The sequence below is a fragment of the Geoalkalibacter subterraneus genome, from assembly GCF_000827125.1.
Classification (GTDB): Bacteria; Desulfobacterota; Desulfuromonadia; order Desulfuromonadales; family Geoalkalibacteraceae; genus Geoalkalibacter_A; species Geoalkalibacter_A subterraneus.
Window position 1 is genome coordinate 1,132,676 of record NZ_CP010311.1, and the last position, 22,888, is coordinate 1,155,563.

25 protein-coding genes and 1 tRNA gene are annotated in these 22,888 nt (G+C 55.7%); 24 read left to right on the plus strand and 2 right to left on the minus strand.

Annotated elements, in window-relative coordinates:
- Positions 1-116 precede the first annotated feature (116 nt).
- The 17 genes from GSUB_RS05045 to GSUB_RS05125 all read left to right on the plus strand — a co-directional run bounded on the left by GSUB_RS05045 (position 117) and on the right by GSUB_RS05125 (position 15,567).
- A complete protein-coding gene (locus tag GSUB_RS05045) occupies positions 117-905 on the plus strand; it encodes a prepilin peptidase (RefSeq protein WP_040202124.1) in 789 nt (262 codons plus the stop codon).
- A 309-nt stretch (positions 906-1,214) separates the two neighbouring features.
- A complete protein-coding gene (gene pilM, locus GSUB_RS05050; RefSeq protein WP_040199526.1) occupies positions 1,215-2,273 on the plus strand; it encodes a type IV pilus biogenesis protein PilM in 1,059 nt (352 codons plus the stop codon).
- Positions 2,270-2,830, plus strand: a complete 561-nt coding sequence (locus tag GSUB_RS05055) for a PilN domain-containing protein (protein ID WP_040199527.1) — start codon at positions 2,270-2,272, stop codon at positions 2,828-2,830. Before pilM ends, GSUB_RS05055 begins: the two co-directional genes overlap by 4 nt.
- Positions 2,831-2,896: 66 nt before the next feature.
- Positions 2,897-3,484 carry a type IV pilus inner membrane component PilO gene (locus GSUB_RS05060; RefSeq protein ID WP_040199529.1) on the plus strand — a complete coding sequence of 196 codons (588 nt, stop codon included), beginning with the start codon at positions 2,897-2,899 and terminating at the stop codon, positions 3,482-3,484.
- Between the two features lie 2 nt (positions 3,485-3,486).
- Positions 3,487-3,966, plus strand: a complete 480-nt coding sequence (locus GSUB_RS05065) for a pilus assembly protein PilP (protein WP_052464573.1) — start codon at positions 3,487-3,489, stop codon at positions 3,964-3,966.
- A 4-nt stretch (positions 3,967-3,970) separates the two neighbouring features.
- Positions 3,971-6,838 carry a type IV pilus secretin PilQ gene (gene pilQ / locus GSUB_RS05070; protein WP_040199530.1) on the plus strand — a complete coding sequence of 956 codons (2,868 nt, stop codon included), beginning with the start codon at positions 3,971-3,973 and terminating at the stop codon, positions 6,836-6,838.
- 129 nt (positions 6,839-6,967) lie between these two features.
- Positions 6,968-7,474, plus strand: coding sequence for a shikimate kinase (locus tag GSUB_RS05075; protein WP_158414043.1), 507 nt, complete (start codon positions 6,968-6,970; stop codon positions 7,472-7,474).
- 17 nt (positions 7,475-7,491) lie between these two features.
- Complete coding sequence (gene aroB / locus GSUB_RS05080; protein ID WP_040199533.1) at positions 7,492-8,610, plus strand: 3-dehydroquinate synthase; 1,119 nt, start codon at positions 7,492-7,494, stop codon at positions 8,608-8,610.
- Positions 8,607-9,365 (plus strand): tetratricopeptide repeat protein, encoded by a 759-nt coding sequence (locus GSUB_RS05085; RefSeq protein ID WP_040199534.1) that lies wholly within the window; start codon positions 8,607-8,609, stop codon positions 9,363-9,365. The genes aroB and GSUB_RS05085 overlap by 4 nt, the downstream gene beginning before the upstream one ends.
- A complete protein-coding gene (locus GSUB_RS05090; protein WP_040199536.1) occupies positions 9,355-9,714 on the plus strand; it encodes a roadblock/LC7 domain-containing protein in 360 nt (119 codons plus the stop codon). Before GSUB_RS05085 ends, GSUB_RS05090 begins: the two co-directional genes overlap by 11 nt.
- 16 nt (positions 9,715-9,730) lie before the next feature.
- Complete coding sequence (gene aroQ / locus GSUB_RS05095; protein WP_040199537.1) at positions 9,731-10,165, plus strand: type II 3-dehydroquinate dehydratase; 435 nt, start codon at positions 9,731-9,733, stop codon at positions 10,163-10,165.
- Between the two features lie 24 nt (positions 10,166-10,189).
- The gene (locus GSUB_RS05100) at positions 10,190-11,269 is read left to right on the plus strand and encodes a M24 family metallopeptidase (RefSeq protein ID WP_040199539.1); all 1,080 of its coding nucleotides are present in this window, start codon (positions 10,190-10,192) and stop codon (positions 11,267-11,269) included.
- A 41-nt stretch (positions 11,270-11,310) separates the two neighbouring features.
- Entirely contained in the window at positions 11,311-11,790 is a 480-nt protein-coding gene (gene accB / locus GSUB_RS05105; protein ID WP_040199540.1) for an acetyl-CoA carboxylase biotin carboxyl carrier protein, read from the plus strand.
- A 61-nt stretch (positions 11,791-11,851) separates the two neighbouring features.
- Positions 11,852-13,189: an acetyl-CoA carboxylase biotin carboxylase subunit gene (gene accC, locus GSUB_RS05110; protein WP_040199541.1), complete on the plus strand. Its 1,338-nt coding sequence runs from the start codon at positions 11,852-11,854 to the stop codon at positions 13,187-13,189.
- 60 nt (positions 13,190-13,249) lie between these two features.
- Positions 13,250-14,065, plus strand: a complete 816-nt coding sequence (locus tag GSUB_RS05115) for a lipoate--protein ligase family protein (protein WP_040199542.1) — start codon at positions 13,250-13,252, stop codon at positions 14,063-14,065.
- 171 nt (positions 14,066-14,236) lie between these two features.
- On the plus strand, positions 14,237-14,749 hold the full coding sequence (locus tag GSUB_RS05120) for a TolC family protein (RefSeq protein WP_158414044.1): 513 nt from the start codon (positions 14,237-14,239) through the stop codon (positions 14,747-14,749).
- Complete coding sequence (locus GSUB_RS05125) at positions 14,746-15,567, plus strand: menaquinone biosynthetic enzyme MqnA/MqnD family protein (protein WP_040199545.1); 822 nt, start codon at positions 14,746-14,748, stop codon at positions 15,565-15,567. Before GSUB_RS05120 ends, GSUB_RS05125 begins: the two co-directional genes overlap by 4 nt.
- 31 nt (positions 15,568-15,598) lie before the next feature.
- Here GSUB_RS05125 and GSUB_RS05130 read toward each other — a convergent pair whose 3' ends face one another.
- The gene (locus GSUB_RS05130; protein WP_040199546.1) at positions 15,599-16,042 is read right to left on the minus strand and encodes an NUDIX domain-containing protein; all 444 of its coding nucleotides are present in this window, start codon (positions 16,040-16,042) and stop codon (positions 15,599-15,601) included.
- A gap of 73 nt (positions 16,043-16,115) precedes the next feature.
- Between GSUB_RS05130 and GSUB_RS05135 the strand changes: the two genes are divergently transcribed.
- From GSUB_RS05135 to GSUB_RS05170, 7 genes are all read left to right on the plus strand, one after another.
- Positions 16,116-16,202 (plus strand) — tRNA-Leu (locus GSUB_RS05135).
- 190 nt (positions 16,203-16,392) lie between these two features.
- Complete coding sequence (tnpA, locus tag GSUB_RS05140) at positions 16,393-16,830, plus strand: IS200/IS605 family transposase (protein WP_040198735.1); 438 nt, start codon at positions 16,393-16,395, stop codon at positions 16,828-16,830.
- 454 nt (positions 16,831-17,284) lie between these two features.
- Positions 17,285-18,154 (plus strand): HAD-IC family P-type ATPase, encoded by an 870-nt coding sequence (locus GSUB_RS05150; protein WP_084211766.1) that lies wholly within the window; start codon positions 17,285-17,287, stop codon positions 18,152-18,154.
- Between the two features lie 220 nt (positions 18,155-18,374).
- Positions 18,375-19,217 carry a c-type cytochrome gene (locus GSUB_RS05155; RefSeq protein WP_040199547.1) on the plus strand — a complete coding sequence of 281 codons (843 nt, stop codon included), beginning with the start codon at positions 18,375-18,377 and terminating at the stop codon, positions 19,215-19,217.
- Position 19,218: 1 nt separating this feature from the next.
- Positions 19,219-19,527, plus strand: a complete 309-nt coding sequence (locus GSUB_RS05160) for a QcrA and Rieske domain-containing protein (RefSeq protein ID WP_052464581.1) — start codon at positions 19,219-19,221, stop codon at positions 19,525-19,527.
- A gap of 20 nt (positions 19,528-19,547) precedes the next feature.
- Positions 19,548-20,054: a PCYCGC motif-containing (lipo)protein gene (locus GSUB_RS05165; protein WP_040199549.1), complete on the plus strand. Its 507-nt coding sequence runs from the start codon at positions 19,548-19,550 to the stop codon at positions 20,052-20,054.
- Positions 20,055-20,169: 115 nt separating this feature from the next.
- Positions 20,170-22,473: a heavy metal translocating P-type ATPase gene (locus GSUB_RS05170; RefSeq protein WP_040199550.1), complete on the plus strand. Its 2,304-nt coding sequence runs from the start codon at positions 20,170-20,172 to the stop codon at positions 22,471-22,473.
- 160 nt (positions 22,474-22,633) lie between these two features.
- On the opposite strand, the gene GSUB_RS05175 is transcribed toward GSUB_RS05170, so the two are convergent.
- Positions 22,634-22,849, minus strand: coding sequence for a hypothetical protein (locus GSUB_RS05175; protein ID WP_040199551.1), 216 nt, complete (start codon positions 22,847-22,849; stop codon positions 22,634-22,636).
- Between the last annotated feature and the right edge of the window lie 39 nt (positions 22,850-22,888).

Consider the following 22,888-nt stretch of genomic DNA (forward strand, 5'->3'; position numbering starts at 1 on the left):
ATTCAGTCCAACAGGCTGATTCCATTGCATCTTAATTCTAAATCTTAGCTCTTTCTATGCAATCTGCTCAGCTCAATATCTGAGCATGATGTGAAGGATACCCCCCAATGCCCCACATGACCCCGTTTATACTGTCCTCCACCGCGTTCGTCTTTATCCTGGGCGCTGTGGTGGGTTCGTTTCTCAACGTCTGCATCTATCGCATTCCCGCCGGGCAGTCCATCGTTTCGCCCCGTTCGCGCTGCCCGCGCTGTGAAACGCCGATACGGTGGTATCAGAATATCCCTGTTTTGAGCTGGCTGCTATTGGGGGGCAAGTGTGCCAACTGCAAAGAGCCCATCTCCTGGCGCTATCCTTTCGTTGAATTGCTGACGGCTCTCCTTTTTGCCGGCATTTTTCTGACGTTCGGTTTTCAACCGGCTACGCCGATTTACTGGATTATGGCGGCGATTCTTGTCACTGTCACCTTCATCGACCTCGATCACCAGATCATTCCCGACGTCATCAGCCTGCCGGGGATCGTGGTCGGCTTTCTCAGCACCTTTTTTATTCCCTGGATTACCTGGTTCGACTCGCTGATGGGCATTGTCGCCGGCGGCGGGAGTTTGTTGCTGATTGCCCTGACCTACGAATTCCTGACCAAGAAAGAGGGGATGGGCGGCGGAGATATCAAGCTGCTGGCGATGCTGGGGGCGTTTCTCGGCTGGCAGGCGATTTTTCCGGTCATCTTCATCAGTTCCATGGTGGGAACGGCGGTGGGCGTTCCGCTGATGCTGTGGCGCAGGGCCGACTCCAGGCTGGCGCTGCCCTTCGGGCCGTTTCTGGCGTTCGGGGCGATGTTCTATCTGATCTGGGGGCGGGCGCTGGTACGCTGGTATGTGGACCTGGCTTTTCCGGTTGGGTGACCTTTTAACGGAAAGACGGAGAGGGGAGGGAAGGGCACGGAGAGGAAGACCTCGTTTTTGTGTAAACCCTTATAAATCCTTGACATTTGCAGTATTTAACCTATACTTCTTCTAATTTTTCGTTTTTTTGAGTAAATTCATTGAAAAAATCGCCACAGGCGGGCATAGTCTGATTCTGAATTCCAAGAAAGGGTGATTTTTTTGTTATTAAAATGGCCTGTTGGTATGCGGGTTGCTAGAAAGACAAGGCGGGCGCGTCTTGATGATGCGATGACATTCAACCTTTCAGGGTGATCAGGAATCGGACCCATGCTCTTCAAAAGCAAAAAAGATATTGTCGGCATCGATATAGGTTCCAGCGCCGTTAAGCTGGTGCAGCTGCGCGAGGTCAAGGGCGGGTATCAGCTGCAGAATATGGGTATCGTGCCGCTGCCGCCCGAAGCGATCGTTGACAATGCGATCATGGATTCCACCGCGGTTATGCTTGCGCTGCGCAATCTGGTGGAAAGCCTTAAACTCAAGACGAAAAATGTCGCCACATCCATCTCCGGCCATTCGGTCATCATTCGCAAGATCACTCTCCCCATCATGACAGACGAAGAGCTCGAGGCTTCCATTCAATGGGAGGCTGAGCAATACATTCCTTTCGATATCAACGACGTCAATATCGATTTCCAGATTCTCGGCAACGACGATCAGGACCCTTCCCAGATGAACGTGATGCTGGTGGCGGCGAAGAAAGACTTTGTCGATGATCATGTCGCGGTCTTCACGGAAAGCGGCATGAAGCCCGTCGTCATGGATGTCGACTGCTTCGCCGTGGAGAATATGTTCGAGATCAACTACGGCGGTGCGCCGGAGGATATCGTCGGACTGATCAACATCGGTGCCGGGGGGATGAATGTCAATATCCTCAAAAAGGGCGAGTCGGTGTTTACCCGCGATATCCAGGTGGGCGGCAACATGATCAACGAGGAGCTGCAGAAGCGGTTGGGGCTCAGCGGTGATGACGCCGAAAGTCTCAAGCTCGGCGGAAAGGTCGAGGATGTCGACCCTGACGAGGTGGAGGCCGTTCTTTCCGACGCCTCTGAAAACCTTGCCCAGGAAGTACAGCGTTCTCTTGATTTCTTTTCCGCGACATCGGCAGATGAGAAGGTTCAGAAAGTTTATCTCACGGGCGGCGTCTCCAAGTCGGAGCGCATTCTGGCTGCCCTGGAAGACCGGCTGGGCATTCCCATCGAGGTGATTGACCCTTTTGCCGCTGTTGCGGTCGATGAGAAGGATTTCGATTCCGACTACGTCAAGGCGGTTGGCCCCCTGATGTCTGTTGCTGCCGGTCTTGCTATGAGAAGAGTGGGGGATAAATGATACGCATCAACCTTTTGCCGGTCAGGGCGGCTCAGAAAAAAGAGGCGCTGCGGACCCAGGTTTCGGTGGTCATTCTCTCGATCGTGGCGATGCTGGTGGCCTGTGGCGCCGTTTATTTCACTCAGTCGATGAAGATCGCTGAACAGAAGGATGAACTGGCGCGCATCGATCAGGAAATTCAGCAGTTGCGCAAGCAGATCGGCGAAGTCAGAAACTACGAAAAACTCAAAAAAGAGCTGACCGCCAAGCTGGACGTGCTCGACCAGTTGAAAGCAGGGCAGAGCGGCCCGGTCCGTTTGCTCGATGAACTGAGTGTCGTTCTGCCGCAGAGGCTGTGGCTCACATCGTTCAAGGAGTCCGGCGGATCTGTGGCGATCAACGGAGTCGGCATCAACGAAAATGCCGTTGCGCGATTTATGCAGAACCTGGAAAGCTCGCCCTTTTATCGTGGCGTTGAGCTGCAGGTGACGGAGCAGGTGAACCAGGACGGGATGAAGCTGCAGAAATTCAGCGTGTCCGCGGCTACGGATGTTACGGCCGGAACATCTTCCCCGTAGCGAGGCGCCCGGTAGGGCGCACCCACAGTCGAAATCCCCTTCAACCCATGGCGAAGGCGTGAATTCATGAATGCCCGCATTGAAAAAATTTTCAGGCTCCCACTCTACCAGCGCTTGTTGCTGCTGGTGGTATTGCTGGCGTTGATCGGCGCAGGGTTCTACTTCCTTTTCTATGCGCCGCAGCTCGAGGAGTCGGCTCGGTTGCAGCAGGATATCGAACAACGCGAAGTCCAGCTTCTCAAGGATCGTCGCATCGCGCGGGATCTTCCCAAGTACCGTGCGGAGTACGAGGCATTGCAGGCCCAGTTGGAAGAAGCGCTGGTCGAGCTGCCCAATGAAAAAGAGATTCCCTCACTGCTGACCAATATATCAAACCTCGCCAAAGAGCAGGGGCTTGAGATTCTTCTGTTCAAGCCGATCCCTGAAATCAATAAAGGGTTTTATGCCGAGGTGCCCGTCGATATGCGCCTGCTCGGAACCTATCACGATGTCGCGATGTTCTTCTATCAGGTCGGCCGGTTGCCTCGTATTGTCAACATCAGCAACGTGCAGATGGAAAATGCGCGCAAAGAGGGGAAATCATTGCTCAATGTCAACTGTCGGGCGACCACGTTCAGATTTGTGGAAAACCCTCCGGAAAATAAAGGACGTTGATTATGGCCGCGAGGTATTTTCGATTGTTGTCTCTTGCGGCGATTCTGATGCTGGGACTGTGCGTTGCCGCACTTGACGCTTCTGCTGAGGATTCGCCGTCAGCGAGTGTCAGCGGCTCCGCATCATCGGCAACGGATTATGTTTATGATCCGGCCGGCAAGCGCGACCCGTTCCAGAGCCTTCTTGAAATCCGCAAACCTGTGGTTCCCGACGAGCCGCAGACTCCATTGCAGAAATTTGACCTCGATCAGCTGAGGCTGGTCGGCACGATCGTCGGGATGAAGGAACCCCGGGCTATGGTGTCGGCCCCGGACGGCAAATCCTATATCGTCAAGATTGGAACCAAAATAGGCAAGAACAACGGTGTGGTGGTTAAAATTTTGAATGACCGGATCGAGATCAAGGAATCTTTTTATGATTTTACCGGAGAGGTTCGCACCGGCATCCAAACCATTCAACTTCCGGAGCGGGAGGGAGTCTAATACAATGCGTTGCGCTGCGAGCAGATTGGCACGTTTCGGTTATCTGATTGTTGTCTGTGCGGTTTTCTGCGGCTTTTCGTTCCCGCTGAATGTGGCGCGAGCCGAGGAGCAACCGGCTGAAAACAGTGACGTCAACCGGATCGTTTCAGTGACGGTGGATGCTGACGAAAAGAATCCCAAGGTCAATATTCGCACCGAGAACCCGGTCGGCTACCGCTATACGGTTTATGATACGACTGACCCCGCCCGGGTCGTCATCGATTTTCCGCGTATGGATGTCTCCGATATCGAATCGCCCCTCCCTGTAGATGTCGGTCCGATCCAGGAGATCCGGGCGGTCTCGTTTGATCTGACTCTTGGGAAGCTGGGGCGAATCGAAGTTCTGGTGGACCGCAAGACCGATTATCGCGTCAAAATCGACGGCAACGATTTTGTGATGACTTTTGCCGAGCCTTCGGCACCGGTTGAAGCCCCGGCGGCACCGCAACAGGTTGAAAAAACCGAAAAGACCGACAAAACTGAGCCGGTCGCCAGGCAGGATTCCGTTTCCCTACGTGCTCCTGCCCCCGCTCCTGCCTTGGCAGATGCTGTTCAGGTGACTGCCGTTGAAATCCGCGATGGGCGCGCCGCTATTTTGACCAACGGTCCCATCGACAAGTATCGTTATTTCAACCTCAGCACCCCGCCTCGCCTGGTGCTCGACATTTTTGGCGTCAAGCCTTCTTTCCGTGAACGCGAGCTGCCGGGGGCCAGAGGTTTCGACCGTGTCCGTGTCGGCACCTATGACGACAAGACCCGCTTTGTATTTGACGCAGGAGGCAGTGACCTGCCTTCCTACGAAGTTTCCCCTGCAGATGAGGGGCTCATGGTGACCTGGACTCCCGATGAAAGGGTGCCCATGGCGGAGCAGCCTTCTCCGGAGCCGGAAATCGAAATGGTGGAATCCACCCGGGAGCCGCAGGCGGCGCAAAGCAGGCCTGAGCCTGTTGCTGCTCCGACAGAGGAGCCTGAGCCCAAGTCTGAACCTGTGGTGTCATCCGAACCGGAGGTGGGCGAAAATGACGCTCCGAAAGCAGAGCCAAAACCGGTTTCCGCGCGTCAGGTCGCGGAGGTTGAGGTTAACGCCAAACCCGCTCCGGTGACCGAACGTATGACACAAGCGCCGGTACAGGTAGAAGATATCTCTTTTGCCATCGAAGGAGATCTTTCCGTCCTGACCGTAGATCTCTCCGCCCCCGCCCAGGTCAGCAATCCCATCAAGCGCGGCAATGTCGTCCTGTTCGGCCTTGATCACGCTACCATCAAGCGGTCTCTGCGCCGCGTGATCGACACATCTGCGTTCCCCAGCGCACTTGAAATGATCACGCCCTATACCGTCAATCGCGGAACGGTACAGGATGTGCGATTTGCCGCCCGTCTCAAAGGGGATGTGCCCTATCGCCTCAAACAGCGTGGGGATCAACTTATTTTCGAAGTTGAGAACGGTGAATTTGCGAAGACGGGCGAGGCGGCAGCTCAAATTGAATTGAAGGGGGCGCAATCGTCCACCAGAGTTGTGGCCGCCCATGCGCCTGTCCCTGCAATTGACAGCGGGGAGAAGACGGCCCCTAAAAGCCTCGCAACCCAGGCTCTTTTCGGGGAAGAATCACAGGTTTCTGCGCCGTCTTACAGCGGCGACCGGATCTCCCTGGTGTTTGACAACGCTGATGTACGCAATCTGCTGCAGCTTATCGCCGAGGTTAGCGATCTCAACATCATCGCCTCTGAAGAGGTCAGCGGCAACGTCAGTATCCGGCTCATCGACGTTCCGTGGGACCAGGCCCTCGATGTGATTCTCGATATCAAGCAGCTCGGGATGATTCGTGAAGGCAATGTAGTGAGGATCCTGCCGAAGAGCAAGATCCGCGAGATGGAAGAGGCGGTGCTCACCGCCGCACGCAACAAGAGCGAACTTGAACCGCTGGTGACCCGGGTTTTCAGTGTCAGCTACACTGACCTTGCGAATGTAGCTGCCCCCTTGCGCGATGTCATGAGTGAGCGGGGCCGATTGACCCAGGATCCACGCAACAAGCAGATTATCGTAAAAGATACCCCTTCGGTTATGGAAGAGATTGAAGGTCTCGTTGAGATCCTTGATACTCCCGAACGCCAAGTGATGATTGAGGCGCGGATTGTTGAGGCCAGTTCCGATTTTACCCGTGATCTTGGAGTCAACTGGGGAATCAGCAGTGCAAGTAACCTCGACCCTGGAATCAACCGTGAATCTTTTAATGCCGGGATCGGCGGTAATTTCCTTGTGAATCTCCCGACGGCGGGTGATCCTTCAACAACCGCAGGTCTTGGCGTACGATTCGGTGAAATTCTGATCGATAATACGGTTATCGATTTACGCCTCAGCGCCCTTGAATCCTCGGGGCACGGCAAGATTATCTCCCGCCCGCGAGTATCAACCCTCAATGGTCAGGAAGCGGTGATTACCCAGGGGACGACGATCCCTTACCAGACTTCAGGTGCTGATGGGCCCAAGACAGAGTTTGTTGATGCCACCCTCGAACTTAAAGTAATCCCCGTCATTAATCCTGATAACAGCATCATTATGGAGATCGAGGCCAGCAACAGTACTCCAGGGCAGACCTTTACAAATGCCGATTTGCCTGGGATCAACAAAAAAGAGGCCAAGACCAAGGTGCTGGTTTACGACGGGGACACCACGGTATTGGGCGGGATCTTTGTTGAAGACGACAGCGAAACCGAATCCGGTGTCCCTTGGTTGATGAATGTGCCGTTTTTAGGACGTTTTTTCAAATCGACCAATGTCGAAAAGCGTCGCTCGGAATTGCTGATCTTCATCACCCCGCGTATTCTTGAATAGGGCCGACCGGCATCTTTTCGCATACGCGATAAAATGACAATACAGAAACAGGACAGGTCCTCCCCTGTCCTGTTTCTGTATTCAGAGATCAGGATACAAATGTCTTCAACCAGAAGGGAAAATCTTTTTTTGATCGGATTTATGGGGGCCGGCAAGACCACCGTCGGGAAGGTTCTTGCCGAGAAGCTGGGTTGGTGTTTTATGGATCTTGATCAGGTCATCGAGCAGCGCTCGGAGAAAAGGATTTCGGAGATTTTCGCCGAGCAGGGCGAAAGGTTTTTTAGAGACATGGAGTCGCAAGTGTTGTCCGAGGTGTCGACAAATGCCCATACCGTGGTTGCGACAGGCGGTGGCGTGATCGGTCGTGAAAAAAACAGGCACCTGATGCGCAATACTGGTATTGTGGTTTTTCTCGATGTGCCCTGGAAGCAGTTGCTTGAGCGCATCGAAGAAGGGCAGGGGCGGCCGCTTGCCGAGGGAGAGGATGCCATGCAGCGATTAACCTCCCTGTTTGAGCAGCGCCTCCCCCTTTATCGGATGGCCGACCTGGTGATCGACTGCAGCGGGCAATCGCCGCAGGATCTGGCGGAGGGGATTGTTTCCCGGCTGAACGAAACGAAGTTATTCCTGAATTGATGTGATGGGTTGATTCGATGTCGAATGATAACGGAGTAAAATTGATCGAAGTTGGATTGGGGGAGCGGTCCTATCCGATCTGGATCGGAAGCGGTGTCCTTCCGAGGCTGGGCGAAGCTTTGAAGCGGGTTTCTTTTCCCCGGCGGATTGCGGTGGTGACCAACGAAACCGTCGCCCCGCTTTATGGTGAGCAGGTCCTGTCGGCATTGCGCCAAAGCAGCTTCGCCGCGGAGTTGATTGTCCTGCCGGATGGGGAAGAGCATAAAAATCTCGAATCGCTCAATTTTATTTTCGACGAACTGATTACGCGCGGCTTTGATCGAGGAACCGGCCTGATCGCCCTGGGGGGCGGCGTGATCGGCGATCTGGCCGGCTTTGCCGCCGCCACCTACCTGCGTGGTATCCCTTTTGTGCAGGTGCCGACCACGCTTCTGGCTCAGGTCGACAGTTCCGTGGGCGGGAAAACCGCCATCAACCACCGTCTCGGTAAAAACCTGGTCGGCGCCTTTTACCAGCCGCGTCATGTTCACATCGACGTCGACACGCTGGCAACTCTGCCGGAGCGCGAGTTCAGGGCCGGTTGTGCGGAGATCGTCAAGTATGGCGTGATTCGCGACGGAGACTTTTTCGAATGGCTCGAAGACAACGCGCAGCGTATTGGTGAACGCGATCCTGCCTGCCTGATCCATGCCGTTCGCATTTCTTGCCAAATAAAAGCGGATATTGTAGAAATTGACGAGAAAGAAGGCGGTCTCAGGGCGATTCTCAACTACGGACATACCCTGGGGCACGCCGTCGAACTGCTCAGCGGCTATGGAAAGGTGCGGCACGGCGAAGCCGTGGCCATCGGCATGGTCGCGGCGGCGACGGTCTCATCCCGGTTGGGGCATTGCAGCTCCGCGGATGTGGAGCGAATCAGGCGGCTCCTGAGCGCTCTGGGTCTGCCTGTGCGCCTGCCTGATTTTGCCGCGTCCGATTATCTGGCTGCGCTTTCCCGCGACAAGAAGGTTCAGGACGGCAGGCTCCGCATGATTTTCAATCGTGGTATCGGTGACTGTCTGATTGAGGATGTCGCCGACCCTGAACGGACAATCGCTCCGGTTCTCGACTCCCTCAGGAACGAGGTGGATCAATGAGCACACGCAGCATGGAGGAAAGCTGGTTCCAGGAACTGGCTCGCAAGCTGGTGTCCCTGGCAGATAACCCGGATGATGCATCTACTTTTGAGAGCCTGGCAGAAAAGCTGGTCGAGGTGGAGTGTCGGAAGGAAGCGTTGGAACTGACCCGCGCCGGATTGACCCGCGTCCCGCAAAGCCCTGGACTGGCATTTCTTGAAGCCCGGCTGCTTTCTGAAGAAGGGGATGTACAGGGAGCCTGGAACGCCGTGGGGCGCTTGCTCGAGATCGATCCGAAGAATACCCGGGGGCTTTGGCTGAAAGCCCGGCTGGGCCTTCGCCTGGAGAAGAAGGATGAGGCGATTCGGGCAGCACGAATGTTGCTGAGCCTCGAGCCTGACCACCCGGAAGCCCGCGCCCTGCTTTCGAAGATGGCTCCCGAGGAGCATGAAAAAAATGTGGCTGGGGGCAAGGGGGGCGCTGAAACGGGGCGCCGCACCATTACCACCGCAACCCTGGCCGAAATCTATGTCAAGCAGGGATATCTGAATAAGGCGGTTCATGTCTATCGTGAACTGTTGGAGGCCGAGCCTGGCAACGAGCGGTTGGCGCAGCGGCTCAAGGAGTTGGAACTGCAGATCGCCGGACCGGCTCCGACCAGCCCGACGGAACCTTCTGAGCCGGCGCCTCCGGAACTTTCCCGGGAGGAGAAACTCCTGAACGTATTTGAGAGCTGGCTTACCGCTATTGGCCAAAGGAGATCGCATGTTCACTGATATGCTGCGCCGGTTCGTCGAGCAGTGTCCCGGAGCGGTCGGGGCCGTTCTGATGGGTTATGACGGTATCGCCGTCGATCAGTATTATCTGCCGGTGGAGAGGGTTGATCTGGGAATGGTGGCTGTGGAATACGCCAACGTTCTCAAGGAGATCAGAAATGCCGCGGAAATTCTGAAGACCGGAGAGCTGCGGGAAGTTTCCATCGTCTCTAAATCCTACCAGGTTCTGATTCGCACCCTGGGGGATGAATATTTTATCGGGTTGACCCTCAAACGTGAAGGCAATGCCGGCAAGGGGCGCTACCTGCTGCTGCGCGACGCACCTGAAATCCAGGCCGCCCTGGCTTGAAAAGAGATGGAATCCAATGAAAATTCTTGTCGTCAATGGGCCTAATCTCAATCTCCTCGGCACTCGGGAGCCTGAAATCTACGGGACGAAAACTCTCGATGATGTGATGGAGAGTCTCCAGAAAACCGGCCTTGACCTGGGGGCTGAAGTGCGCTGGTTTCAATCCAATCACGAAGGGGCCTTGATTGATCGCATTCAGGCTGCACGGGATGATGGAACAGAGGGGCTGATTCTCAACCCCGGCGGCCTGACGCACACAAGCGTCTCTTTGCGTGACTGCATCTCTGGCGTCAGCCTGCCGACGATCGAGGTCCACCTTTCGAATATCCATGCCCGCGAAACCTTTCGCCATCATTCTTTCATTGCTCCGGTCGCTGCGGGTCAGATCGTGGGACTCGGAGCACTGGGTTATGAACTGGCACTGCGTGCATTGATCCAGGGCGTACGTTAATTCTTTGCCGGACAAGGCCGTTTCATGATAGAAAACAGAATCCTTTCTCTTCGGCAGATACTGCGTGATGAGGGGGTTGACGCTCTTTTGTTGTGGAGTCTGCCCAACATCCGCTATGTCACCGGTTTTACCGGTAGCGACGCGGTGGTTGTGGTGACTGCGAAGAGTGTTTTTTTTCTGACGGATTCGCGCTATGTTTCCCAGGCTCAACAGCAGGTCAGGGTCGATGAAATCCGCGAGTACAAGGTTAAAACCGACGGCGTCGGTTCTCTGATAGCAGAGATTGGCTGTCCCCGGGTAGGCTTCGAGGGCGAAGCTGTTTCCGTCGCAATTTTTAACAAGTTACGCAGCCAGAGCGCTGACAACCTGGCATGGGTTCCTCTGGATGAGCGCTTTTCCCGTCTGCGCGGGATCAAGTCTTTATCTGAGCTTGAGTTTCTTGAAAACGCGGCAGGGCTTCACCAGGAGGCGCTGGAGGAGATTCTGCCCCGAATCCGTCCGGGTGTCACCGAGCGTGATGTTGCCTTTGCGCTGGAAATCGCCCTGCGCCGCCGTGGAGGCGAGGATCGGGCGTTCGATTTCATTGTCGCGTCCGGCCCTCGAGGGGCGTTGCCCCATGGCGTTGCGAGCGACAAACAGCTGGCGTCCGGGGAGCTGGTGACGATCGATTTCGGTACACGTATCGGTGGTTACTACTCGGATGAAACAGTGACCCTTGCTCTTGGCGAGGTCGACCCGAAGCTGCGTCGGATATACGATTGCGTACTCGAGGCTCATGATCGCGCCATTGAAGCCATTCGGCCCGGTGCTGAACTCAAGGTTATTGACGCCGTTGCACGCGAGTATATCGCCGAGTGCGGTTACGGCGACTATTTCGGGCATGGTCTTGGCCACGGGGTCGGTTTGCAGGTGCACGAATTTCCCACTCTGTCGCCGCGATCGCGCGACCGTGTCGAAGAGGGAATGGTTTTTACCGTAGAACCCGGTATTTATGTGCCGGATCTGGGTGGGGTCCGAATCGAGGACATGGTGACGGCGACGGCAGGCGGTTCACGGCGGCTGACGCGCATCTCCAAAGAATTTCGGACTCTGCCTTTCGACTGACCGCTTTTGCGGAATCTATTTTTTTCAAGGAGGACGTGTGGATGGAAATTAAAGATCTTAAAGCTTTGATCAAGATGATCACCGATACCGACATTACCGAGTTCGAAATGGAGAACGAGGAAGAGAAAATACTGATCAAACGCGGCAAGGAGCAGGAAGTGATTCATGTTTCAAGTCCCGCCGCGCCTCAATATATGCAACCCGCTCCACAGGCACCTGCGGCACCCGCTTCGGCTGCCGCTCCTGTTCCTGAAGAGGCCGCCTCTGCGGCTAAGGACGCATACGAAGCGATCACCTCTCCGATTGTCGGGACCTTTTATCGCGCACCTGCGCCGGATGCCGATCCTTATGTCGAAGTCGGATCCATTGTTGAGAAAGGGCAGGTGCTCTGCATTGTTGAAGCGATGAAGCTGATGAATGAGATCGAGGCCGAGTTCAAGTGCAAGGTGATCGAAATCGCCAAGCAGAACGCCGAGCCGGTTGAATTCGGAGATGTCCTGTTCCGGGTGGAGCGACTGTAGGCCGTGAGCAGTCAGGTCTAACCTCCGTGTGTCATTGATCACTGGTCAACGGGAGACTCCAATGTTCAACAAAATACTGATCGCTAATCGCGGCGAAATCGCCATCCGTGTGATCCGGGCCTGCAAGGAACTCGGCATCAAAACAGTGGCCGTTCACAGCGATGTCGATAGCGAATCACTGCATGTTAAGTTGGCCGATGAGAGCATCTGCATCGGCTCTGCACCCAGTGCGCATAGTTACCTCAATATCAAGGCCATTATCAGCGCGGCCGAAGTCACAGACTCCAGTGCCATTCATCCCGGCTACGGGTTTCTGTCTGAAAACGCCGAATTCGCAGAAATCTGCGGGAATTGCGGAATTACCTTTATCGGTCCGTCGCCTCAAAGCATGCGGCTGATGGGGGATAAGATCAGCGCCCGGCAGACGGTGACCAAAGCGGGCGTGCCGATTCTGCCCGGCACGACCGAAGGGGTGAAGTCGGCAGATGAAGCGAAGAAGATCGCCGCCGAGATCGGTTACCCGGTCATTATCAAGGCCACTGCCGGCGGTGGCGGACGCGGCATGAAGGTGGTTCATTCGCCGGCATCCCTGCCCAATGCTTTTGCCACGGCTCGCGCTGAAGCGCAATCCGGCTTCGGTAATCCGGACGTCTATATCGAGAAATTCTGCGAACGTCCGCGCCATGTTGAAATCCAGATCATGGCCGACAAGCACGGCAACGTGATTCATCTGGGCGAACGCGACTGCTCCATTCAGCGCCGCCACCAGAAACTGATCGAGGAAGCGCCCTGCCCGGTGCTGACCGCCGACTTGCGCAAGCGTATGGGCGATTGCGCTGTGGCGGCGGCCAAGGCGGTGGATTATTCCAGCGTCGGCACCATCGAGTTCCTGCTCGATCAGGACAAAAACTTCTACTTCATGGAAATGAACACCCGGGTACAGGTTGAACATCCCGTGACCGAGATGGTGACCGGGGTCGATATCATTCAGGAACAGATTCGCATTGCCGCCGGTCAGCCTCTGCGCTACAAGCAGTCGGACATCAAGATCAAGGGGCATGCGATCGAATGCCGCATCAACGCGGAAGATCCTGAAAAATTCACCCCCTGTCCCGGCAAGATCGACGGCTATCATCCCCCCGGGGGGCTTGGAGTGCGGGTGGACAGCGGCGTGTACGACCAGTATAAAGTGCTGCCCCATTATGATTCGATGATCGGCAAGCTCATCGTTCATGCCGATACGCGCGAAGAGGCCATTCGCCGCATGTCCCGCGCACTCGATGAGTACATCATCGACGGGATCAAGACCACGATCCCCTTCCATCAGAAGATCATGAAGAGTCGTGAGTTTATCGAGGGTGATGTCGATACGGGATTCCTCGAACGCGTGATCCTGTAACATTCGCAGAACAATTAAGGGCCGGCACTGCCGGCCTTTTTTTATCGACGAGGTTCGCTTTTGCAATCATGGCGGCTGATTCGCAATGAACCCATGAGCGGCGCATTGAATATGGCCGTTGATGAGGTGCTGCTTGATGAGGTGGCACAGGCGCGCAGTGCACCGGTTGTGAGGCTCTACCGCTGGCAGCCTGCGGCGGTCAGCCTGGGCTATGCTCAAAGGGGTGAAGGGCAGGTGAGTTTCGAGGCCTGTCGTCGGCACGGCATCGATGTGGTCAGGCGCCTGACCGGCGGACGTGCCGTCCTGCATCAACGGGAAATCACTTATGCGGTGATCGCGCGAGAGGATACGCCTCCATTCTCTTCCTCGATTCTCGATAATTATCGTTTGATTGCTGATGCTCTTCTTGCTGCTTATAGGAGCCTTGAGGTCCAATGTACCCTTGAACCCAGGCGTCGACGGACCGAATATGTGCGTGAGGCGTCCAATGTCTGTTTCGCGGCCCCATCAAGCTACGAAATTGTTCGCAGCGGGCGCAAATTGACCGGAAGTGCCCAGAAGAGGCAAGGTGGCGCTTTTCTGCAGCATGGTTCGCTGCCCCTGGAGATGGACCTGGATTTGCTGTGGGAGGTTCTTTCCCCTGCGGAGCAGGACCCAGACTCGGGAGAAAAGGGGCGCAGGGTTCTGGAAGAAAGTGTGGACTGGATCAATCGTCTGCGCAGCGAGCCTGTCAGCGACACACAGGTTGAAAAGGCACTCATCCATTCATTTGTCGATTGCCTTCCCATTCGGCTGAAGGAAGATTGCCTGCGGGAGCATGAATGGGCGCGTGCCGGCAATCTCGCTTCAACAAAATACGCAAAGAGCTGGGAATGAAAAATACTTTGAAAAAGCCCTGTCGCCCGCGCTATCATTTTGCGGTTGAACTCTCAACCTTTCTCTGGTGAACGCGATCTGTTTGATGCCCGCAGAGCTTATGATGACGCCCTCGATCAGATTGCGCTTCTGGTCCGTTATGACCAGCCAGTTGCCCCGGAGGATCCCGAATTGGAACGAAAACCTGTTTATTTCAGTGAAGAGCCGGGCTTTGCCGCTGCTGTGCGGCAAAGCCCGGAAATTATGCAGCAGCTGCGGCGCATCGAACGGCTCGATATCGAGGGGGAGGTGGCGCGCAACCAGGTTCTGCCCCGTGTGGACCTGGCCGCCGAATATTCTCATCGAGGGTTTGATGAACGCTACGCCGATACGGTCGGTGATCTGGCCGATGACGATCTGGCCAACTGGCAGGTCGGGGTTGAGTTGTCCTGCCCGGTTGCCAATCGCGCGGCCCGTAATGAATTGACGCGGGTCCGTCTGCTTAGAAGGCAGCAAAGCGTGCGGCTCAACCAACTCAAGGAAGAGGTTCGCACCGAAATCCGCGCCGCGCTGGCCGACTACAACAATGCTGTGACCGATTATCTGCGGGTCAGCGGTCTTTTGCTTGAGCAGGCGGGGGTGCGTTTTATTGCCCAGGTTCGCAAGGATGAGGATGGCCCGCTGCTGGGAATGGAGACACCATGACCCTCAACGTCGGGCACATCGCCTATCTCAACTGCGTTCCTTTCTTTCATTACCTGCGTGAGGTCGGTTTCGACGGAAACATCGTGCAGGGCGTCCCGTCCCAGCTCAATGCCATGCTGGCTGAAGGAAAGCTCGATCTCAGCCCTTCGTCCTCCTTTGAATACGGACTGCACTGGCAGAAGTATGTGCTGCTTCCCGATCTGTCCATCAGCTCCAAAGGCCCCGTCCAGAGCGTTCTGCTGTTCTCCCCATGCTCCCTGGAAGAATTCGAGGGCTGTCAGGTCGCTCTAACCGGAGAGTCGGCCACCTCCGTCAACCTGCTCAAAATTCTTCTCAAGGAGTTCGTCGGTCTGCGCGAAGTCGATTTCCAGGTGCCGCAAAAGCCGGTCGAAGAATGCATCCAACAGAGACAACCGGCCCTTCTCATTGGCGACCGCGCCCTGAAGATGAGCAAACGCTGCCCACCGGGGTGTCGGATTTATGACCTGGGTGAACTCTGGTATCAGTACACAGGCAAGCCTTTTGTCTTCGCGCTGTGGATCGTGCGGCGCGAAGCGGTGGAAAACAAGCGCCGGGAGTTGAATCTTTTAAAAGAAAAATTGAAGAGATCCCTTGAAAAATCCCTGAAAGACAAAAAGCCTCTGGCGATGGCTGTCTCCGACAACTTAAGTTTGACCGTCTCTGAAATAACCGAATACTGGACAATCATGGATTACAGGCTCGAAAAAGACCATATCGAAGGGCTCGAGCTTTATTTTGATTTGTGCCATTTGCATGGGCTTTTGCCGGATAAGCCTCAGATTGATTTTTTCTGCTGACTACAACAGGAGCAAAAAATCTCAAACTCCTTCATTTTGAAAATCTTTTTCTGTAATCCTCCAGAATCTGCGCATGGTCAAAACACAACGGTGCGGGCAGGTCATCAAGGGAAAACAGCCTGGCCCTCGCCGCATCGTCTCCTCCATAGGGCGTGCCCTGCGCATCGGCAATAAAGACGAAAGAGATGTTGTGCTGGCGCGGGTCGCGCTGCGGGTCGGAATAGGCGCGAAACTGTCGGAGATTCTCGACCTTCAATCCAGTTTCCTCCAGCGCCTCGCGTTCAGCAGCGGTCTCGAGACTCTCACCGTAATCGACGAAACCGCCCGGCAGCGCCCACCCTCGCGGTTCATTGGCACGTTCTATGAGAACAATCTGGTCGTCGATGCGGATAATGATGTCCACGGTCGGAAAGGGGTTGCGAAAAGTCTTAACCGCTGCACCACAATTCGGGCATGTCAAAATTTCACCGGCCATGCTCTATTCTCCTCATTGTCAGGTTTTTTGTTGACAGTATAAAACCAATCTGGTTCAAATAACACCCTGTTGGGCCCGGGTGGTGGAATTGGTAGACACAAGGGACTTAAAATCCCTTTCTATTATTAGAGTGCGGGTTCGAGTCCCGCCCCGGGCACCACCGAATAAAGCAGAATCGGACACTTAGCTGGTTCTGCTTTTTCTTTTTTAGTTTGAAGTAGAAACCCACACCCTGTGGGTGTGGTGATGTGGACTGGCTACGCCGGTCCCGAATGGGTATGGCTGAAAGCCGCTCACTGTTATTCTTTCTTTCGAGTTGTGCCGCAACATCGAAAAGAAAGGAGAAAACAGTGAGCAGCCGATTTCGTAAGTTATCACACTCGATATGGCACTGCCAGTATCACATCGTTTGGGTCCCAAAGTACCGGTTTCGGATTTTGCAGGGAAAAGTGAAAGAGGCCGTTGAATCAGGTATTCATGCGATATGTGGCTATTCCGGTTGTGAAGTCGTGGAGTTGAATGTTCAGCCCGATCATGTCCATCTGGTTGTGATGATCCCGCCCAAGGTGTCGATCTCGAACTTTCTGGGGCGGTTAAAAGGGCAGACGTCGATGAAACTGTTTCAGCAGTTTCGGCATTTGCGGAAGAAACCCTATTGGGGCAACCACTTTTGGGCCAAGGGCTATTGCGTTGATACCGTCGGCATGGATGCGGACATGATACGCAAGTATGTCCGCTATCAGGACAAGCAAGAGCGGCAAATGGAGCAACTTCAGTTGGGAGATTGAGGACAGGACCGCGGCACAACTCCAGCCCGCCCCCTTGGGGGCAGGGCCAGCCCCCCTATGGGGGGCGAACTACAAAGCCACGTCCTGTGGGCGTGGATTCTTTACTTATTCAATTTTAACCACAAACCCCGAAAAGCGCCGCGATTGTACCCCGTAGTGTCCCAAAATTCCCCCCCATTATTTCTTGTTACTTTCTATTAGCACCCCACTGCGGCCCAAAATTCAGATACTTACAGACATGACACATGGTCAACGAAATCTGACTGAAGAACAGGTTGGCGGCCAACCCGACTGTGGTGATATGCATCAGGATAATCATGCCGGGGATGTAGGTCCCGATCGAGACCCAGAGCAGATATGAAAGGCGAACCTGTACGGGAAAGGCGTCAAACCGGAAGCGGAACAACCCGAGGAATAAGAGAGCGTGGAAAGTTGAGAGAAAAACCACCCAAGGATAGAAAGAGCGGTCGAAGAGACCACCGAGGAGGAGGAGTCAGGTGAGCAGCCAGGGCGGAGCATAAAATTGCTTGAGCCGGAAAAGTTCACCGTTCTTCCCGGCAAAGGCGTCGATGCCGTAGTCGGGGGCAAAGAAGTCACCATAGGGAATCGCTCCATTCTGAACGACCATGGCATCTCTCTGGATTCCTCTTTTATCAACCTTGTCGATCAACAGAACGAGGCCGGCCGCAGCGTGGTGCTGATGGCGATGAACAAAAAGGTGGTCGGGGCCCTGGCTCTGGCCGACAGGTTGCGGCCCGACTCCCGGGAAATTGTGGCACGTCTGGCAGGGTTCGGGAAAAAGATCTCCCTGTTGACCGGCGACTCGCAGGCGATCGCAGGGAAGATATCTCGGCAGGTCGGCATCGATGACTACTGCGCCAACCTTCTGCCCGAAGGCAAGATGAAGGCGGTTGAAGAGTATGAGAGACCAGGCCAGAGGGTCTGCATGGTGGGGGACGGCATCAACGATGCGCCTGCTCTGAAGGCGGCAAGCATCGGTATCGCCATGGCAGGAATCGGCAGCGACATCGCAGCCGATTCCGCCGACATTATCCTGGTCAAGGATGACCTCTCCAAGCTGCCTTACATCACGGCGCTGGCCACGGCGGTTTCGCAAAAAATAAAACAGAATATCGTCCTGTCGCTCAGCATGAATTTCGGTGCCATTGCCCTTGCCGCCGTCGGCATTCTCGGGCCGGTCAGCGGTGCGCTGATGCACAATGTCAGTTCCGTGCTGGTCGTGCTGAATGCCGCCTTGCTGTTGAAAGGCGTTAAAGAAGTCAAGAACACGAAAGAAACCCGCCTCGCGCCGTGTGCGACCTAAGAAAACATAATCCAGGAGTCGAAAATGAAGGATATCCCGCAATGGGTGCAGAATATCCTTCAATGAAAACTGTAAGGAACCAAGATATGTTTCTTGGCCATACCTTACAGAATCGCTTTGATTTCTGGTTGTGAGCGATTAAACTCTTTTTCAGGCCAATTGGCATATATTGTGTTTGTTGATCTGGTAGATCGGCTTTGCAGGAGAAGAGTTTTCTTTTATGGATAACGGGACAACCAACCCTCCAAAATGGATTGAACCACTGCTGTTCGTGGCGGCCTCCGTTCTTCTTGGCGCAGTTGCATTTGTTCTCATAAAAGGCGGGTCCGAAATCGACCACCAGGGCGGACCGATCGCGGATATCACCGTCAACCTCAACGGAGAGCCTGTGCGCGAACACTGTGTGACCTGTCACACCGAGGGCGGAAGACCTCTGCAGGAAAGTGGGGTGCGGGCCAGTGCCCCGCACCCGGATATCGCCCCTCACAGAATCGATCTTCTTGGTTGCACAAGCTGTCATCTTGGCGAGGGGATGGCCCTTGACGAGCGCATCTCACACGGGCTGCCCGGTTTTGGCGCAAGAAAGATTCTTTCTGGTCAGCAACTGCAGGCGCGCTGTTTTGCCTGTCATCCTCTTAAGCCGTTGCCTGGCGCTGATGAGGCCTGGAGCGGATACGTTCTTTTTCAGGAAAAGGGGTGCGGCCTGTGCCACCGTATCGCTGGTGCACAAGCCGGCGGGCGGTTCGGGCCGGACCTGAGCGACATTGGATCGCGTTTTGGGCTGGAAAAACTGGCTGAATCCATCAAAGATCCCGACCTCTCGCCGCCCAATTCCATCATGCCGCGCTTTCCCCTCTCGAGTTCTCAGGTGCGAAGCCTGAGCTATTTTCTCAAGAGCCGGATCGCAGACCCGTATTTGGGCAGGTGCGGCCATGAATCGCAGGCAATGGCTGCAACGGTTTGCACTCTGGACCATGGCCGGCAGCGCCTTTGCCATCCTGGGGGGCATCCTGCTCGATGTCTGGCGGGCTGCGGGTCTCTTTTCGACCAGCCACTGGCGTGAAGTGGGGCGTCTTGCCGATTTTCCCCGCGACGGCACCTATCCCCTGCCTGCCGAGCGCATCGCTGTGGTGCGCAAGGGCGGACGTCTTGCCGCCATCAGCCTCGAGTGCACTCATCTCGGCTGTCTGGTCAATGCCCTGGAGAGCGGATTTTTCTGCCCCTGCCATGGCAGCGAACCGGGACGCTGGTTCGCGGGGGACCGTCTCTGGCTGATTCTTATTCTTGCCGCCATCCTGGTCAGCCAGGCGGCCTTTATTGTTATAGGCCAGTATCTGCGCGGCGAAAACTGGAAGTTCGTTATCCCCTTCTGAAACCAAAAGGAGTCAACACCATGAAAAAAATTATGCTTATCCCGTTCTCCCTGTTTGTCGTTGTCTTGTTTTTCGCCCTCGTTCAGACCAGCTTTGCCGCCCAGAACGATGAGGCTTTCACCCGGGTGCTCAACACCTCCATGGCAGATCTGACCGAAGAGGCCCGACAGATATTGGAAAATCGCTATCCGGACGAAACCTGGGAGCAGTACGACTTTCCCTCTTACGTCTATACCAGCGATGCGGTGGAGACAGGATACGGGATTGCCGTCAAGGAGCCCGAACTGCTGTCCCACTTCAAATGCTACTGCTTCTGCGACGCCATGGGGCATCAGAGCCTGTTGTGGTGCTTTCTCAAAGAGGGGAAGCTGGAGAAAGGTTTCGACGCTCACGGCGCCGACTGTAATGTCTGCTACGGCCAGGCGATGATGGCCCTGCTCTGGGATGAGGCTGGAATCCCTGTGGAGCGGATGCAGCAGGGATACGAGAAAAAATTCGAGCGGTTGATCGAGCAGTTCGGCAAGTGAGCCGAGCCGCGACCAGGTGCTGCAATTGGGCTGCTGCGAGTTGCTGTTCAGCCTGTCTGTGCTACTTGTTGTGTAGGTAGGCGCTGAATTTCCCGAATGTTCTGAGGAGGAGCTGATGAAAGATCCTGTCTGCAACATGGACGTTTCGCCTGACGATGCCGCCGCTTCCTTCGAATATGAAGGGGAAACCTATTATTTCTGCTCCGAGAAATGCCGGGACAAATTTCAGAGTGATCCCAAGGCGGTTCTCGAAAAAAAAGAAAAGAAGAAGGAAGAGGAGAAAAAAACGGCCGGAGATGACGAGCGTGAGTATACCTGCCCCATGCACCCCGAGGTGGTACAGAAGGGACCCGGATCGTGCCCTGAGTGCGGGATGGATCTCGAGCCTAAGGAGGTCACCGCTGACGAGGAGCAAAGCCCCGAGCTCAAGGCCATGACCCGGCGTTTCTGGGTCTGCCTTGCTCTGACACTGCCGGTGTTCGTCCTCGCCATGTCCCACGCTATTCCCGGTGTCACCCTGCACCAGATCCTCTCGAAGACCGCGCAGAACTGGGTTCAGCTAGTGCTGGCCACGCCGGTGGTGCTCTGGGGCGGATGGCCCTTTTTCGTGCGCGGCTACAAGTCCATCGTCACCTGGCGGCTGAACATGTTCACCCTGATCGCCATTGGTACCGGTGTGGCCTGGGTCTACAGCATCGTGGCGACCCTGGCGCCGCAGATCTTTCCCGATGCCTTTCGGGGCCCGCAGGGCAATGTCGCCGTCTACTTCGAGGCTGCCGCAGTCATCGTCACCCTGGTGCTGCTCGGCCAGATGCTCGAGCTGCGCGCCCGTCATCGCACCAGCGGCGCCATTAAGGCTCTGCTTGGCCTGGCGCCGAAGACCGCCCGCATCGTGCGCGAGGACGGCAGCGAGGACGATATCTCCCTTGAGGAGGTACAGAAAGGCGATCGCCTGCGGGTGCGCCCGGGAGAAAAAGTCCCGGTGGACGGCATTCTCCAGGAAGGTTCGAGCTCTGTCGACGAGTCAATGATTACTGGCGAGCCCATGCCGGCGAAGAAAGGCGAAGGCGACCAGGTCACCGGCGGTACGTTGAACAAGAGCGGCACTTTCATCATGGAGGCCGAACGTGTCGGACGCGAGACCATGCTCGCGCAGATCGTGAAGATGGTCTCCGAGGCGCAGCGCAGCCGAGCGCCTATTCAGGGGCTGGCGGACAAGGTCGCCGGCTGGTTCGTCCCCGCCGTGGTAGGGGTCAGCATCCTGACGTTTATTGTCTGGACTCTGGTCGGTCCGGAGCCGCGGCTGGCCCATGCGCTGGTCAACGCCGTGGCGGTGCTGATCATCGCCTGCCCTTGCGCCCTCGGCCTGGCCACGCCCATGTCGATCATGGTCGGCACCGGACACGGTGCGACCCATGGAGTGCTGATCAAAAATGCCGAGGCCCTCGAAACCATGGAGAAGATCGACACCATCGTTGTCGATAAGACCGGAACCCTGACCGAGGGAAAACCCCGGTTGACGGAGGTTGCGGCCAGCGCCGATTTTTCCGAAGACGACGTGCTGCGTCTGGCGGCAAGCCTCGAGCAGGGCAGCGAGCACCCTCTGGCCGAAGCCATCGTGGCCGAAGCCAAAGAGCGGGAACTGGAACTTTCATCGGTGGACGATTTCGACGCAAAAACCGGCAAAGGGGTTATCGGCAGGGCAGGCGAGACAAAGGTCGCCGTCGGCAACCTGAAGCTGTTCGAGGAATTGTCCATTGACGCAGGCGATCTTGTCGAAAGAGCCGAAAATCTGCGCAAGAAAGGGGCCACAGTCATGTTTGTGGCCATCGACGGCAAACCGGCAGGCCTTCTCGGGGTCTCAGACCCCATCAAGGAAACTACCCCTGAGGCTATCAAAACATTGCAGGAGCAGGGCATAAGGGTGGTCATGCTTACCGGCGACAGCCGCACCACAGCCATGGCGGTAGGGCAGAAGCTCGGCATTGATGAGATCGAGGCTGAAGTTTCCCCTGACCGTAAAAATGAGATCGTCGCCCAGTTTCAGGACGAGGGGCGCATGGTCGCTATGGCCGGCGACGGCATCAATGACGCCCCGGCACTGGCGCAGGCCCATGTGGGTATTGCCATGGGCTCGGGAACCGAGGTGGCCATGGAGAGTGCCGGCATCACCCTGGTCAAAGGCGACCTGACCGGAATCCTCAAGGCGGTGAGTCTGAGCCGCGCGACGATGCGCAACATCCGCCAGAACCTCTTTTTCGCTTTTATTTACAACAGCCTCGGTATTCCCATTGCCGCCGGCCTCCTCTATCCCTTCTTCGGTATTCTGCTCAGCCCGATGATCGCTGCGGCGGCCATGAGCATGAGCTCGGTATCGGTGGTGGGCAATGCCCTGCGGCTTCGGAGGCTGGAGTTGTAAAGTCGAGCCGCCACCTGGAGCAATCCCAAGAAAAGCACCCGTGAGCAAATGATTAGATAAAGGGGCATTGCGGCGCTCCTTGGTTGTTTTTGGAAAAAACAAAGGGCGAAAAGATTTTGATGTCTTTTCGCCCTTTGAAGTGATTGATGTCAGAATGCGTTTAGTTGATCTGGTGCTGCTGCTGCTCGCGGCCGAAGCTTTTAGCGACGCCGAAGAGTACCAGGAATGCCGGGACCAGTTGGGCGACCACGATCAGGCCGAAGAATCCGATGAAGGCCCAGACCAGCAGTCCGCTGTGTTCCGTTGCGCCGGCGGCGGCGAGGGCGGGAGAAGCAATACCGAGCAGGGTCAATGTGGTCAACAGAGTCGCTTTCATGATGTTACCTCCTTTTCAGGGTTATCCGTGAGTGGCAAA

Bases quoted from the DNA above. Each gene is read 5' to 3' on its own strand.
- GSUB_RS05045 (WP_040202124.1), top strand. From the start codon at position 117: ATGACCCCGTTTATACTGTCCTCCACCGCGTTCGTCTTTATCCTGGGC.
- pilM (WP_040199526.1), top strand. From the start codon at position 1,215: ATGCTCTTCAAAAGCAAAAAAGATATTGTCGGCATCGATATAGGTTCC.
- GSUB_RS05055 (WP_040199527.1), top strand. From the start codon at position 2,270: ATGATACGCATCAACCTTTTGCCGGTCAGGGCGGCTCAGAAAAAAGAG.
- GSUB_RS05060 (WP_040199529.1), top strand. From the start codon at position 2,897: ATGAATGCCCGCATTGAAAAAATTTTCAGGCTCCCACTCTACCAGCGC.
- GSUB_RS05065 (WP_052464573.1), top strand. From the start codon at position 3,487: ATGGCCGCGAGGTATTTTCGATTGTTGTCTCTTGCGGCGATTCTGATG.
- pilQ (WP_040199530.1), top strand. From the start codon at position 3,971: ATGCGTTGCGCTGCGAGCAGATTGGCACGTTTCGGTTATCTGATTGTT.
- aroB (WP_040199533.1), top strand. From the start codon at position 7,492: ATGTCGAATGATAACGGAGTAAAATTGATCGAAGTTGGATTGGGGGAG.
- GSUB_RS05085 (WP_040199534.1), top strand. From the start codon at position 8,607: ATGAGCACACGCAGCATGGAGGAAAGCTGGTTCCAGGAACTGGCTCGC.
- GSUB_RS05090 (WP_040199536.1), top strand. From the start codon at position 9,355: ATGTTCACTGATATGCTGCGCCGGTTCGTCGAGCAGTGTCCCGGAGCG.
- aroQ (WP_040199537.1), top strand. From the start codon at position 9,731: ATGAAAATTCTTGTCGTCAATGGGCCTAATCTCAATCTCCTCGGCACT.
- GSUB_RS05100 (WP_040199539.1), top strand. From the start codon at position 10,190: ATGATAGAAAACAGAATCCTTTCTCTTCGGCAGATACTGCGTGATGAG.
- accB (WP_040199540.1), top strand. From the start codon at position 11,311: ATGGAAATTAAAGATCTTAAAGCTTTGATCAAGATGATCACCGATACC.
- accC (WP_040199541.1), top strand. From the start codon at position 11,852: ATGTTCAACAAAATACTGATCGCTAATCGCGGCGAAATCGCCATCCGT.
- GSUB_RS05125 (WP_040199545.1), top strand. From the start codon at position 14,746: ATGACCCTCAACGTCGGGCACATCGCCTATCTCAACTGCGTTCCTTTC.
- GSUB_RS05130 (WP_040199546.1), bottom strand. From the start codon at position 16,042: ATGGCCGGTGAAATTTTGACATGCCCGAATTGTGGTGCAGCGGTTAAG.
- GSUB_RS05155 (WP_040199547.1), top strand. From the start codon at position 18,375: ATGGATAACGGGACAACCAACCCTCCAAAATGGATTGAACCACTGCTG.
- GSUB_RS05165 (WP_040199549.1), top strand. From the start codon at position 19,548: ATGAAAAAAATTATGCTTATCCCGTTCTCCCTGTTTGTCGTTGTCTTG.
- GSUB_RS05170 (WP_040199550.1), top strand. From the start codon at position 20,170: ATGAAAGATCCTGTCTGCAACATGGACGTTTCGCCTGACGATGCCGCC.
- GSUB_RS05175 (WP_040199551.1), bottom strand. From the start codon at position 22,849: ATGAAAGCGACTCTGTTGACCACATTGACCCTGCTCGGTATTGCTTCT.